17 protein-coding genes, 1 riboswitch and 1 other annotated feature (1 of these 19 only partly in view) are annotated in these 14034 nt (G+C 34.3%); of the genes, 1 reads left to right on the top strand and 16 read right to left on the bottom strand.

Features of this window, described 5'->3' with window-relative positions; genetic code table 11:
- Positions 1 to 86 (bottom strand) — a binding site (T-box leader); it reaches 123 nt to the left of the window's first position.
- A gap of 113 nt (positions 87 to 199) precedes the next feature.
- The 4 genes from ispF to RH915_RS10475 all read right to left on the bottom strand — a co-directional run bounded on the left by ispF (position 200) and on the right by RH915_RS10475 (position 3415).
- A complete protein-coding gene (ispF, locus tag RH915_RS10490) occupies positions 200 to 685 on the bottom strand; it encodes a 2-C-methyl-D-erythritol 2,4-cyclodiphosphate synthase (RefSeq protein WP_310479905.1) in 486 nt (161 codons plus the stop codon).
- Positions 685 to 1377, bottom strand: coding sequence for a 2-C-methyl-D-erythritol 4-phosphate cytidylyltransferase (ispD, locus tag RH915_RS10485; protein ID WP_310479904.1), 693 nt, complete (start codon positions 1375 to 1377; stop codon positions 685 to 687). The genes ispF and ispD overlap by 1 nt, the downstream gene beginning before the upstream one ends.
- A gap of 176 nt (positions 1378 to 1553) precedes the next feature.
- Positions 1554 to 2642 (bottom strand): PIN/TRAM domain-containing protein, encoded by a 1089-nt coding sequence (locus RH915_RS10480; RefSeq protein ID WP_310479903.1) that lies wholly within the window; start codon positions 2640 to 2642, stop codon positions 1554 to 1556.
- 296 nt (positions 2643 to 2938) lie between these two features.
- Complete coding sequence (locus RH915_RS10475) at positions 2939 to 3415, bottom strand: CarD family transcriptional regulator (protein ID WP_310479902.1); 477 nt, start codon at positions 3413 to 3415, stop codon at positions 2939 to 2941.
- A 224-nt stretch (positions 3416 to 3639) separates the two neighbouring features.
- Between RH915_RS10475 and RH915_RS10470 the strand changes: the two genes are divergently transcribed.
- On the top strand, positions 3640 to 4038 hold the full coding sequence (locus RH915_RS10470; protein ID WP_310479901.1) for a DUF1573 domain-containing protein: 399 nt from the start codon (positions 3640 to 3642) through the stop codon (positions 4036 to 4038).
- Positions 4039 to 4106: 68 nt separating this feature from the next.
- On the opposite strand, the gene radA is transcribed toward RH915_RS10470, so the two are convergent.
- From radA to RH915_RS10410, 12 genes are all read right to left on the bottom strand, one after another.
- Positions 4107 to 5474, bottom strand: coding sequence for a DNA repair protein RadA (gene radA, locus RH915_RS10465; protein WP_310479900.1), 1368 nt, complete (start codon positions 5472 to 5474; stop codon positions 4107 to 4109).
- A gap of 199 nt (positions 5475 to 5673) precedes the next feature.
- On the bottom strand, positions 5674 to 8115 hold the full coding sequence (locus RH915_RS10460) for an ATP-dependent Clp protease ATP-binding subunit (RefSeq protein ID WP_310479899.1): 2442 nt from the start codon (positions 8113 to 8115) through the stop codon (positions 5674 to 5676).
- A gap of 17 nt (positions 8116 to 8132) precedes the next feature.
- On the bottom strand, positions 8133 to 9155 hold the full coding sequence (locus tag RH915_RS10455) for a protein arginine kinase (protein ID WP_310479898.1): 1023 nt from the start codon (positions 9153 to 9155) through the stop codon (positions 8133 to 8135).
- A gap of 14 nt (positions 9156 to 9169) precedes the next feature.
- Entirely contained in the window at positions 9170 to 9682 is a 513-nt protein-coding gene (locus RH915_RS10450; RefSeq protein ID WP_310479897.1) for a UvrB/UvrC motif-containing protein, read from the bottom strand.
- Positions 9683 to 9693: 11 nt separating this feature from the next.
- Entirely contained in the window at positions 9694 to 10152 is a 459-nt protein-coding gene (locus RH915_RS10445; RefSeq protein ID WP_310479896.1) for a CtsR family transcriptional regulator, read from the bottom strand.
- Positions 10153 to 10395: 243 nt separating this feature from the next.
- The gene (locus RH915_RS10440) at positions 10396 to 10731 is read right to left on the bottom strand and encodes a hypothetical protein (RefSeq protein WP_310479895.1); all 336 of its coding nucleotides are present in this window, start codon (positions 10729 to 10731) and stop codon (positions 10396 to 10398) included.
- Between the two features lie 3 nt (positions 10732 to 10734).
- Positions 10735 to 11079, bottom strand: a complete 345-nt coding sequence (locus RH915_RS10435) for a hypothetical protein (protein WP_310479894.1) — start codon at positions 11077 to 11079, stop codon at positions 10735 to 10737.
- A 70-nt stretch (positions 11080 to 11149) separates the two neighbouring features.
- Positions 11150 to 11788, bottom strand: coding sequence for a hypothetical protein (locus RH915_RS10430; protein ID WP_310479892.1), 639 nt, complete (start codon positions 11786 to 11788; stop codon positions 11150 to 11152).
- A 14-nt stretch (positions 11789 to 11802) separates the two neighbouring features.
- A complete protein-coding gene (locus tag RH915_RS10425) occupies positions 11803 to 12165 on the bottom strand; it encodes a hypothetical protein (protein WP_310479891.1) in 363 nt (120 codons plus the stop codon).
- Positions 12153 to 12240, bottom strand: a riboswitch (cyclic di-GMP riboswitch). (Overlaps the previous gene by 13 nt.)
- A gap of 349 nt (positions 12241 to 12589) precedes the next feature.
- Positions 12590 to 13096: a barstar family protein gene (locus RH915_RS10420; protein ID WP_310479890.1), complete on the bottom strand. Its 507-nt coding sequence runs from the start codon at positions 13094 to 13096 to the stop codon at positions 12590 to 12592.
- Positions 13097 to 13114: 18 nt separating this feature from the next.
- Entirely contained in the window at positions 13115 to 13297 is a 183-nt protein-coding gene (locus RH915_RS10415) for a ribonuclease domain-containing protein (RefSeq protein WP_442985505.1), read from the bottom strand.
- 61 nt (positions 13298 to 13358) lie between these two features.
- Positions 13359 to 13826 carry a hypothetical protein gene (locus RH915_RS10410; protein WP_310479887.1) on the bottom strand — a complete coding sequence of 156 codons (468 nt, stop codon included), beginning with the start codon at positions 13824 to 13826 and terminating at the stop codon, positions 13359 to 13361.
- Positions 13827 to 14034: the final 208 nt, after the last annotated feature.

Raw genomic sequence — 14034 nt, 5'->3', positions numbered from 1 at the left:
GTTCAAAAAACATAGTAAAACCTTTCAGCCATGGGTTTTTCTCTGTCTAAATTCGTTTTTCTACTATTCCTCTTCAATGCATTTTTCTTTATAAGAATAAAACATAATTGATAAGACGTCAACCTTTTTAAAAAAACTAGTAACCTAAAATATATTTTTATGGAATAATCGACTATATATAATCTTTATGTTTTCCTACTTAATATGTAATTTGTTGCGGCAGAACACTTACTACTACTTGGGATGATATTCCTTCTTCTCTTCCTTCAAATCCTAATTGTTCCGTTGTCGTTGCTTTAATATTAACACAGCCTATATCTATTCCGAGAACGTTACAAATATTTTGTCTCATATCGTTTATATGCGGTGCCATTTTAGGCTTTTGAGCCACAATTATAGCGTCAATATTATTTATAGTATATCCATGATTCTCTAATAATACAGAAACTTCTTTTAATAACATTAAACTATCTGCATTTTTAAACTTAGCGTCAGTATCAGGAAAGTGTTTACCGATATCTCCTAGTCCTACAGCACCTAATAATGCGTCCATAATTGCATGGACTAGCACATCCGCATCCGAATGTCCCAACAATCCTTTTTCATAGGGTATATTAACTCCCCCAATAATTAATTTTCTGTCTTTTACTAAACGATGAACATCATATCCAATACCTACCCTCATTACAATCCCTCTCTTTTCATTAGTATATTCTCTGCGACAGTTAAATCTTCAGGTGTTGTGATTTTGATATTATCATAGTCCCCTTGTACAACATTGACAATCCCATCATTTTTTTCAACCATCATAGCATCATCAGTCACTTCTATACCTAATGTCCTTCCTTTTTCGTAGGCTTGTATAATTACTTCATATTTAAAGGTTTGGGGTGTTTGTACTGACCATAATCGTTTTCTATCCGGTGTGTCCGTTACTCTCATGTTTACATCAACAAGTTTAACAGTGTCTTTAACAGGAACTCCTACAATGACAGCATCTGCTTGTTGAGTCTTCTTAATACTTTCATCAATTATACGATCTGTAACAAAGGGTCTAGCACCATCATGAATCAGAACGACTTGACATTCCTTGTTAACCGCTAAAAGTCCTTGATATACAGAATCTTGCCTTTCTTTTCCTCCTGACACAATCGACGAAACTTTATTTATATTATATTTTTGTATAATATTCTCCTTACAGTACATTATTTCGGATTCAGGTACAACTAGAATTATTTCATTTATATTTATATTTTTTTCAAACACCTCTAATGTATGGGCAACTAAAGGTTTGCCATTTAAAGATATGTATTGTTTATTATAACCTTCTCCCATACGGGACCCTTTCCCCCCAGCTACTACTACAACTGAATTCACGTTTTTCCTCCTTTAAAAAGAATTTTCAACTTCCTTAAGATAAGTTTATCATAATTGGAGAAAATTTCATCCTCTATCTTGATAAATAGTGTATTGTTGCTACTAAAATCAGATATTCTTAGAATCACCAGCCTTCTAAAATAAAAACTCCTAGATTTTTTCTAGGAGTTTTTCGTTTACGCTGATTTATCAACCATAGATTTAGGTTTTGCAAAAATCATCCTGCCCGCAGCGGTTTGTAGTACACTAGTCACTAAAACTTCAATATCTTGACCAATATATTTTTTGCCACCTTCGACAACGATCATTGTACCATCATCTAAATAAGCTAAACCTTGACCGGATTCTTTTCCATCCTTAATTACTTGAACTTGCATTTCTTCCCCAGGTAATACAACTGGTTTTATAGCATTAGCTAGCTCATTAATATTCAAGACATGTACACCTTGAAATTCAGCAACTTTATTTAAATTATAATCATTTGTTAATACTTTGCCATTAATTGTTTGGGCTAACTTTAATAATTTTGAATCAACTTCCTGAATATCTTCAAAGTCTAGTGTATGGACCTTAACCTCTATATTTAATTCTTTTTGCATTAGGTTTAATATATCCAGTCCTCGTCTACCTCGATTTCTTTTAATCGCTAGAGAAGAATCAGCAATTTGTTGTAGCTCTTTTAGCACAAACTCCGGCACTACAAGAGGGCCTTCTATAAATCCAGTTTTACAAATATCTGCTATTCTACCATCAATAATTACACTTGTATCCAAAATTTTCGGGGATAGGTTATTTACTAATGTACCATCTCTCTCCTTTAATGGTGCTCTTCTTAACATATTGGGTATATTCATAATCTCATCTGTCTTTTTAGTGGAAATAGTAATCCCTAAATAACCCATAAATATATAAATAACCGTCGATAAAACAGTCCCTATAGGCGTTGGTGTATTATTAAGTAATTGACTAATTAAATGAGCAATTATAAGTCCCACAATCAAACCAACAGACCCTAGTATAATGCTTGTAATTGGTACATTTGCTAATTCATTTTCAATCCAAGTGGCAACATCTCTCCCTTTTTTGATTAGCCAAGGAGAAGCTAGAAATAGTAATATTCCTCCTGCTAAGGAAGATAGAATAATTCCAATAATATAAGTAATACCAGTAAAACTTTCAAACAAATTGTTCACATAAAAATAAATAATGTATCCTGTAAATGCACCTAAAACCGTTAATACTCCTCTTACAAATCGGTTTATCATTATTTCACCTCCATTTCACAATTATTCCCATACTCTGTTATTTTAAATCAAATTATATGAAAAAATAGTAAAAACTTATTTTCGTCTATTATAACATACTCTTTTCATAATTTACCTTTGGAATTATATGAGGATTTAACCTAATTTCATTTTTAAATTGAATCTTAAGTATACATAGTACTCATCGCGAGTACGGTTGATTTGTGTGTATGTTAACTCTAGTTAACCATGAAATCACCTTAGCCTAGCGTTTTATATAAATCTAAAAAAATAAAGCCTCTATTAGAGGCAATTAATTATTTTACTGATTCTTCAATTAAATCTAAAGCGCGATCTTCATTTATATTAGATACAAGAATAATTTCACTTAAAAGTATCTGCTTTGCATTATTTAATATTTTCTTTTCACCCGTAGATAGTGCTTTTTCTCGATCTCTTAAAGTTAAGTTTCTAACAACTTCAGCTACTTCATAAATATTTCCACTTTTAATTGTATCCATGTTTGCTCTATATCTTCTATTCCAGTTTAAGGGCATTTTCGTTTCATCTGCGGCTAAAATTGCAAAAATATCATCAACCTCTTGTTGTGTAACAACAGGTCTGATCCCCACTTCTTCCATATTATCTAGAGGTATCATTACCTTCATATTGCTCAAAGGCATTTTCATTACATAATATTTTTTAATTTCACCTAATATTTCTCTTTCTTCAATTGCTTCTATAACACCCGCACCATGTACTGGGTACGCAATTTTATCTCCGATATTAAACATGTTGCCCCTCCTATTCCAATGTAATCCTTTAGTTACATTATACACAATTATTGGCACCATGTCAAATAAATTATAATTCTATCATAGTAAAACGCTTATTGTCAACGAATTTTTTGTCTATTTTTATCTAATACTTCTACGGTTTTTCCTTCATACTATAATTGACAATTGTTATATAAAAAAAGTATAATTATATTAGACACACTCGTTATAGGGGGTTTTTTATGAAGCAATTATGTTTGGAAGAATTTCAAGAAAAAGTGGATAACGTTCTTTTAAGGCACAGAAGTGCTTTAGATATTTTAACAAAAATGCAGGAAAGTAACGCTAAAATTAATCGTGCCGTTGCTAAGTCATCTACTTACTGTGGATGTACTGAAATAGCTGGAAAAAAACAAGAGATTCCTGCTGATGTAACCTTTTCTGAATCAAAAGATTATATTTCAGACCATATGTCAGGTAGTTTATGTGAAATGTGCCGTGAAAAAGTTGAGCAGGAAATTGCTAATCACTTTTTCTATTTAGCTGCTCTTTGCAACTTACTAAACACGGACTTAGACAGTCTTCTTAAGGACTACTACAATAATCAATTGAAAACTTTAGGTAAGTATGGACTTCTATAAAAAAAGTGGCAGAAATTGCCACTTTTTTTAGGTATATATTAACTTGTTTACTTCCATAATATTTCGCTCTAATGCAATAGTAAATCCAAGGCCTCTCGCAATGTTGTCACCCTTATTAGTTTCATTTGTGAATTTTTATCCACCTTTTCTTTTGTTTTGCTAGGTACTATGCAACTTTTAAATCCCATTTTTTCCGCTTCCTTTATAAGCTTCTCCATATGTGTAACAGGCCTAATTTCTCCTGTTAAACTCACTTCTCCTATAGCAATAATTTCTCCGGATGTTATAGGTATCCCCCTTACACTTGAGAATATAGCCATAGCTATGCCCAAGTCTCCAGATGTTCCTTCTAATTTAAGTCCTCCTACAACATTTATATAAATATCCTGGTTGCTCAGAGGGAGTCCTACTTTTTTTTCTAAAACAGCTATTACTAAATTTAGTCGATTAGCGTCAACTCCAATAGTTGTTCGCCTTGGAAATCCAGCATTTGAATTAGTGACCAATGCCTGTATTTCAACCAATAGTGGTCTTGTGCCTTCCACAGTTCCAACAACTACAGATCCCTCAGCCTTTTGAGTAAGGGTCTCAAGAAAAATAGCTGATGGATTGGAAACTTCAACCAAACCTTCCTGTCTCATTTCAAAAACCCCTATTTCACTAGTAGTACCAAATCGATTTTTCAATGCACGTAGTATCCTAAATTCTTGTGTTCTTTCCCCCTCGAAATGTAGTACCGTATCAACCATATGTTCTAGAACTCTGGGCCCTGCTAACTCCCCCTGTTTTGTTACATGAGCAACTAGAAAAATTGGAATATTTCTAGACTTTCCAATACGCATTAGATTGTTCACACTTTCTTTAACTTGTGAGACACTCCCCGGCGCAGCACTTAATTCTTCTTTAAACAAGGTTTGAACAGAATCAACAATTAAAAACATGGGCTTTAGATCATCTATGAATTTCTCTATGTTGTTAATATTGGTTTCTGAAACTATGTAAAGCTTGTCCCCCAATGTGTTTAATCTTTCTGCACGCATTTTTATTTGTTCTTCTGATTCCTCTCCAGACACATATAGTGTTGTTCCATGCATATTTGCAATTGCACTACCTGCCTGGAGAATCAATGTGGATTTTCCAATCCCTGGTTCTCCGGAAATTAGTGTCAACGAACCTTTAACTAATCCTCCCCCCAAAACACGATTAAGCTCAGAAATCTGCGTATCGTATCTTTTATATGCACCAATCTCAACTTCTTTTATGGGCTGCGGGGATGCACCGCCTTTAATAGTGGTCGATCTTTTAAAGGATTTATTGCTTTCTACTATTTCCTCCTCCATTGTATTCCATTGTTTACAACCAGGACACATGCCAAACCATTTAGGACTTTCATAGCCGCATTGTTGACACATAAACTTTGTTTTTACTTTTGCCACAAATATCACCTATTTTTCTTATATTTATTTAAACTTTTTACACTTTTATTTAGCATTTATATAAAGTCTATTGTAATACTTACACCCATTGACACTTTATGCAGGTTAAAAAAATTATACCATATTTATCGTTTAAATATAAAGAACCTATATAAATAGACTTTTTATACATATCTATCTTATAGGTTCTTTATTGTCTCTATTTTTTACTAAATGTCAACGTTTCTTTTTCTTTGTCTAAATCAATATAAACTTGATCCCCTTTTGTTATTTCCGTTTTTAACAATTCTTCTGACAAGGGGTCTTCTACCATTTTTTGAATTGCCCTTTGTAATGGTCTTGCGCCAAACTGAGTATCGTAACCTTCTTCAGCAATGAATTTTTTTGCTTCGCTGCTTATTTCTAGTTTTATATCCATTTCTTTAACCAGTCTATTTACAAGCTGAGTCAACATTAAATCTACAATTTTAGTAATATCTTCTTTTTCCAAAGCATGGAATACAATTGTATCATCAATTCTATTTAAGAACTCGGGTCTGAAGGTTCTTTTTAATTCATCCATCACGTTTTCTTTCATTTTATCATATTCACTTTGTGCAAGTTGCGTCTCATTTGTCGCAAAACCTAGGGTTCTCTGCTTTTTAATTGTATGGGCTCCTACATTTGAAGTCATTACAATAATTGTGTTTTTGAAACTTACGGTTCTACCTTTCGCATCGGTTAACCTGCCATCATCTAATATTTGTAGCAGTGCATTGAAAACATCCGGATGGGCTTTTTCTATCTCGTCGAATAATATAACTGAATAGGGTCTTCTTCTTATTTTTTCTGTTAATTGACCACCTTCGTCGTATCCTACATATCCTGGTGGTGAACCAATTAATTTAGAAACCGTGTGTTTTTCCATAAACTCCGACATATCTACCCTAATCATTGCATTTTCATCACCAAACATTGCTTCTGCTATTGCTTTAGATAACTCCGTCTTACCTACACCAGTGGGTCCGAGAAAGATAAATGAACCAATCGGTTTCTTTGGATCTTTCAATCCTACTCTGGCTCTTCGTATCGCTCTTGAAACTGATTTTACCGCCTCTTTTTGACCGATAACGCGACTGTGCAAAATTTCTTCCATTTTCAGTAGTCTCTCTGACTCTTCCTCTTTAATTTTAGTAACAGGAATTCCAGTCCATTCTCCTACTACCTCTGCAATTCGATCTTCTGTAACCAGCGCATCAGTTGATTGATTCTTGTTTTTCCAAGCATTTTGTTCTTTATCTAGAACTTCATTTAAGCTTTTTTCTTCATCTCTAATTTTTGCTGCTCTTTCATAATCTTGTAAACTAATCGCTTCTTCTTTTTCTTTTGATAATTGTTCTAATTTTTCTTCTAACTCTTTAAGATTAGGTGGTGCTGTAAATATAGATAATCTTACTTTTGATGCCGTCTCATCAATAAGGTCAATTGCTTTGTCCGGCAGTTGCCGGTCTGCTATATATCTATGGGATAACTCTGCCGCAGCTTTTAGTGCATCATCGGTTATTTTAATTCTATGGTGTGCTTCGTATTTATCTCTAATACCTAAAAGTATTTTTATTGTATCCTCTACAGTTGGTTCATCTATTATAATAGGTTGGAATCGCCTTTCTAGTGCAGCATCTTTTTCAATATGTTTCTTATACTCATCTAGTGTTGTTGCACCAATTGTTTGCAGTTCCCCTCTAGCAAGAGCAGGTTTTAAAATATTAGCAGCATCAACAGAGCCTTCTCCTGCTCCAGCACCTACAATTGTGTGTAATTCATCGATAAATAAAATAACATCTTGGGCCTGACTTAGCTCATTCATTATTTTTTTAAGTCTTTCTTCAAACTCACCTCGGTATTTTGCTCCGGCTAACAGAGCCGCTATATCTAAGGAAACAACGCGCTTTTCCTTTAAGATCTCTGGAATATTTCCCTCTTCTATTCTTTGGGCAAGGCCTTCGGCTACAGCAGTTTTTCCAACACCTGGCTCACCTATTAAACATGGATTATTCTTTGTTCTTCTAGACAGTATTTGAATAACTCTTTGTATCTCCTTATCTCTACCAACAACAGGATCTACTTTACCCTCCCTTGCTAGTTGACTTAAATCCCGTCCGTATTGCTCTAGCACTGGGGTATTTTTCTTTGTTTTCGCTTCTTTATTTTGAGGGTAAAATTGACTTTTTCCCTGGTTTAGAGACTCCAGTATTTTTTCTCTAACTTTATCTAAATCTGCCCCAAGTTCTACTAGCACTTTAGCAGCGATTCCTTCCCCTTCTTTTATCATACCTAAAAGTAAATGTTCCGTCCCAACGTAATTATGTCCCATAGCCCTTGCTTCTAAAAAGCTAAGTTCGAAAACTTTTTTTACTCTAGGGGTAAAGCCTAATAAATTCCCTTGTTTCTCTGTTCCCCCAATCATTTTTCCTACTTTTTCTTGCACTTGTTTTGGTTCAATGGCCATATTTTTTAGTACTTTTACTGCAATGCCACCACCTTCATGAAGTAACCCTAAAAGTAGATGCTCTGTACCCACATAGTTTTGGCCATAATGTTGTGCAATCTCTTGGGCTAAAATAATTGCCTTATTTGCTCTTTCTGTAAATCGTCCTTCCATTTTTATAACCTCCCTATCTATAACATTTCTCTAATTAATTGTGATCTTTTAAAATCCCTTTCACTATCGGTCAATTCTTTGCCAAAATGCTTTTGTAAGCACCCTGGTTGGATTAATGCAATTAATTCGTTAAGCTTCTCAATAGAAATATCTTCTACCAAACCTAGGGCCATGCCAAGTTTTACATCAGAAATAAGTGTCATGGCTTCTTTCCTAGTCATTATTCTTGCATTTTTCAATATGCCATAGGATCTATATATTTTATCTTCTAACTCTAATTTCCTAGTCATCATTAGTTGTTCCCTAAGAGAGCGCTCATTTTGGATCACCTGTGTCGTTACATCTTTAATGTTTGATATAATTTCTTGTTCCGTAGCACCCAAGGTCACTTGATTGGAAAGCTGATATAAGTGTCCTAAAAAATCCGTACCCTCACCATATATTCCCCGAATAGCTAGCCCCACTTGTCCAGCGGCTTTAAGTACCCCTTGTATATGTCCTGTTAAGGTCAGTGCGGGTAAATGCAACATAACCGATACTCTGATACCGGTCCCTAGATTCGTTGGACATGCGGTTAAGTAACCTAATTGCTCTTCAAAGGCATACTTTATATTCTCCTCTAGTAAATCATCTAAGTTATTTGCCGTATCCCACGCTTCCTGTAATTGAAAACCGGGTAGTAAACACTGTATTCTAATATGGTCTTCTTCATTAATTAGTATACTTAGGGTTTCCTCGGTGTTTAGAAGAACACTGGCAATGCCTGTATTTTTTATAAGATCAGGGCTTACTAAATGTCTTTCTAATAAATTTAGTTGTTCTAATTCATCAATCCCATCCATCCCTATCAGTTTAAAGTCCTTTTCAAAGGATTCATTCCCTAATCGAACAGTATTAAAAACTGTATCCGTAATTTCCTTCGCCTCTTCACTATTTAGTTGATGCGGGAAAGATTTACCTTCAAAGTTTCTAGCCAACCTAACTCTTGTACTAAGTACGATATCTGACTGGGGTCCAGCTTCTTTTATCCACTTTGCCATATCATTCCCTCCTCCTACATATCCTTAATTCTTGCTTCCAAGGCCTTAATTTCATCCCTGAGACCAACGGCTTTTTCGAATTCCTGCTTTTTAACCGCTTCATCTAATGCTAATTTTAAATGTTTTACTTCCCTTTTTAATTGAATAATCCCTCCGGATCTTTTAGGTATCTTTCCGGTATGTGCAGCGTTCCCATGTATCCGCCTTACTAAATGATTTAGTTTATCTTTAAATTCAACGTAACAATGGTTACAACCTAATTTTCCAGCTTCTTTGAAATTTTGATAAGATGTATTACATTTACTGCATACTAAACCATACCCCTTGTTTCCCTCGGTATAGCCCATTTCTGTGTTAATATCTAAAAGACCAGCTAAAAAGTTGTGAATCGAGAAGGAATCTTGAAAGCTCTTGCTCTGCTTATCCTTTGCACATACATCACATAGATGCATTTCAGCCTTTCTTCCTTGAACAACCTTGGTTAAATGAACAGTGGCTTGATTTTTATTACACTCTTGACACAACAAAATAACCCCTCCTATTCCAATACGACAGCTATAATACTTTTCATGATTTTTGCCCTTAGTTTATCCTTTATATTTAAAGGTGTGCTAATTACTTGATCATCGATGGCTGCTTTTATAATATTTAACTCCCTTACATTTATATGCTTTTGCTCATATAGATGCCGAAGTAACGCTTCCGCTTGATTTTTACTGATTTCACTTCCAATTTGATCACAAATTATTCTATATGCCTGAGCATTTGTATCTACCAATATCCTACTGATTCTAATATGACCTCCCCCACCTTTTTGACTATCGATACGATACCCTTGACCTAGGGTAAATCTAGTCGTTAAAACATAGCTTATTTGTGATGGGGCACAATCAAAATATTTTGCTAATTCATTTCGCTGTATTTCAACAGTTTGATAACTGCCTTCCTGAAACAATTCTTTAATAAATGCTTCTATTACATCACTCATCCTCGGCATTGATGACACCCCTTTTAGACTTTCTTTGACTTTTAAATTTATTATAAATAATTTTTTATTTTTTTTCAATACCTATTTAAATATATTTCCATAAAATAAGTTGTTTAAACCATTAATAAAAAAAGGTCGGTATCTAAATGAGTTATTAACATTTAGATACCGATCTTTTTTAAATAAGCATATCTTTTATATGTATTTATCTAAGGAAATTTCATATTTCCTCCATTGTTAATAGCCCCTTTTTTAAAACCACTTCTTTTTATTCTGTTTCCTTTTCTCCTTTTCTGCCCGTTCTTCCTCTATAACTTCGTCCCAATCTAACTTTGGTATATCATTTCTAAAAACCTTTTGTATTTCTATACCAATATATATAAAACCTATCCCAAGCGCGATCAATCTAACTTCTTCAATAATTATTCTTTGAGTGTCTATTATAGTGTCTATTATTATGTAAGTCATGCATAGTACATTAAAAATACCCATAAGCAGAAAGCCCCATGAACCAAAGTATATACTTATACACACCTTATATTTATCTGTTTGTTTATGTTCTTTTGTCAAATGTTTAGCCCATTTCATCTGTTAACCCCTCCTTCTCCTTCTCCAAGCTTGGATTGCATCGTAGGTAGCAATTCCGGTACCAACTACGGCTCCACCAGCCACAGCATAAGGGGCCCATACTGGCGCCGTTACTGCCCCAGCAACTAAACCAACAGCCATTGCTCCCCCAGCTAATATCTTTCCTGCTCCTCTTCTTCTTTTTCCTCTATTAAAATCATTTATCCCATCTAATACGTTTAATGCTGCACCAACTACGGCAGTTCTTCTTAAAAATCTACTTGATATAGTTACTGCTGATGTTTTTGTAACTCCTTTTAGTCTGCCAAAAAGATCTATTCCCGCAGCAAAAGCACCTGTAGTCGCCATTACTGTTTCGCGATATCGACAGAGCTTGTTTTTTAAAACCTTATAAGTAAGGAGTTGGCTTAGCCAACTCCTATAGACCTTCTTTCTTCAATAAGTACCACTTATATAAATTCAAAGGGATACCTATTAAAAATATATAAGAGGAAAAAACGAAAACTAAACCGCCTATTGTGAGTGCTAAATCTGGAACAAATAAGTAAATGATCCTTCCTGCAATTGCTCCTATAGTAGCTACCATCACTGGAAATATTATTTCATTTCCGCCTGAGTTAGTTACCCAGATTAATATTTTTTCTCTATTTAAAATAATTAAAATTAAATTTATTCCATATGTCACCCCTATTATTACAATTGACTTTAGATTTAATTGATTCATTGCTTGTAAACCTAAAACTAAAAAGTTTAGTGTGATTAGAGTATTACTAAAAGACATATAAGAAAATAAAGTAATTCTAAACCTTTGTGCAAAAACAAACAATAAAACACTTAACAAAGTATACGGAATAAAAATAATTTTATTAAAAGAAATCCACTCACTTGGAGATGGAGGTATAAAAAGTAGAAAAAATACAGGAAATAAGCTGCTAACAAATAAACAGGGTATTAACTTTCTAATTTCAGTAGGCTCAAAAATTTTAAGTTTTAATTCATACCTTTGATTTTTGACAACTATACATGAATCTAGCTTTTCTTCTATAATCTTATGCATTGTTCATCACCTTCCTACCTTGCTCTGAATCGACCGAAAAATGAATTCACTTGATTTATAGCAGGTTTTCTTATAGTTGCATTAGCTATTAAGCCTGCACTTAAGCCTACTACCGCTCCAAATATAGTGCCGACTCCTGGAGCAAAAGAACCTGCCATAGCACCGGCTATCATAGCACCTGCAACAGATGAGCCCACTGTAATGCCTGCATCTACTGTTACTGCCGCTGCAAATTCTCTGCCATATCCAACATTCCTTCTAGAGATAAAGGTAAAAACAAAAAGCAGCCAAAATGATTCAGGCTGCTTTAGGGTAACAGTGATATTAATTTTGCGGTAACTGTGGTGTCGGTACTTGTAACCTATTCGGCAACCCAACCATCATAGCAGAAGATCTACCTTAGACCTGTGGCTTTGCGCCCCCGCTTTTCAGCAGGTTTGCCTTTTTCTTTTTATAGTTTTAAAATTATCATGCAATTTTATTGACCTATACCATATTTGACAAATTATTTAAAAATCCTTCAATTAATTAGTAATTTTTTAAATATATACCAATAGTTTTATTTTTATTTATTCCTATTATTTCCATAATTTGTAGATTCCTTTGCCTTTAATCTTTTATTATTACTACTCTTTTTATGTCAAAATATTTTCCATATATGATGGTATAAAAGTTACTGTCCTCTATTTGTATTTATTCTAAATGATTTTTCGTTATAAGTTTAAAAAGACCTTAAGGAATTAATATCCCTTAAGATCTTAAAAAACTAATTTCAATTCACAAATATTATATAACTCACTATCATAGAACTATTTTTTCAACCTCAACTTCACTAACCCCTGCTTTATTTAACCGCAACCTTATTTCCTTTTGATTTTCAATCGGACAGTGTAAGAATATATGAAATGGAGTAGGGGGAGTTCCAAATTCATCAAATTCTCTACCGTTAGCCCATTCCCTCGCTGCGTTATGCAATAATTTAATTACTGCTTCTAGTACTTTTGCATTATCAACTAGAAGAAGATGAGCATTGCTCACAAATAAGCCATATCCATCTGCCTCAATCCATTCTAAATCATTTAAACACTCGTCAAAGGCCGAAAGGTTGTACCCAAAATAATCCGGAAATTGCAAAACCCTAGAAAATTCATCATAAAAATCATTTGTCGTTTTACAACTATCACCCTTAATAAGATTTGAAACAACTGTTGATTTATAAGTAACTTGTCTGTACTTTAAAAACTCAATAAATTCTGTTTCCGCTCCCACCACTACATGAAAATATGGTTCATTTAACCTTAATAACAAATTAACACCCCAATTACATTATTTTATTCGAGTAAAAGTTTTATAATGATCATTAGTATACCACGCTGATCCATCTTTTCCTATAACTACCCTTTCTCCGCCCCTATTTTGCCCTTTTATATATCGATTAACATCATATTCTCTGTATGTTGTTTTTTTTGGTAGAACCTGACCACCACCCCTACCATCATTTTTAAACACTCTGCCACCTTTATAACCCCACCCCTGGGAGCTACACCTCTATTTTTTTGTATTTGATTAACTATATTTTAGCCTTTTGGGGAACACTAACATTACCTCCTACATTCCCGCCTATACCCCTTAAAGACCTAACTCCACTAGCTACACCACCAAACAGCACATTCCCACCGGCATAAAAAGCTGCTGTATCCAAAGCGGCCCCTGATACATTTGGACTTATACCAGTTCTATTATATATATTAGCTTGATAGTTAGCTTTCGCATATCTGTATCTTTTCCCCCATGAATTGATAGCTGCTTTTCCAACTACTAAACCTCTCTGCCAAAAATTATCTGCACTGTTGTACTGTTGTCTTAATGCATCTTCTCTAGCTGCTTCTTTCGAGGGGTCGTAAAGAATTATTGTATTGCTCGCCCCACCTGAAGGCCTTCTTCCTGCACCACTATTAAAGCTATCCCTTCGCTCTTCTCTCGTTGGGGGTGGGGGACTGCCTCCACCTCCTCCGCCTCCTGAGCTAAGCGCATCCATCAGAGCCCCATGGTGTAATTGGGACGGCGACTTTTTACTCCATTATATACCAAACTTATGTTATTTATTTTCATTTTTTTGTCGTATTGGTTTATTTAAAACAGATTTGTACACACGAGGAACACACGATAACTGTACTAGACCCTATATAGTGTACATGTAAGGGACGGTTATGTATACTACTTATAAGGGGAGATGATACGGATGA

This window comes from Serpentinicella sp. ANB-PHB4 (genome assembly GCF_031432315.1).
In the GTDB taxonomy this organism is placed as follows: Bacteria; Bacillota; Clostridia; order Peptostreptococcales; family Natronincolaceae; genus Serpentinicella.
This window is presented reverse-complemented; position numbering and strand designations above follow the sequence as displayed.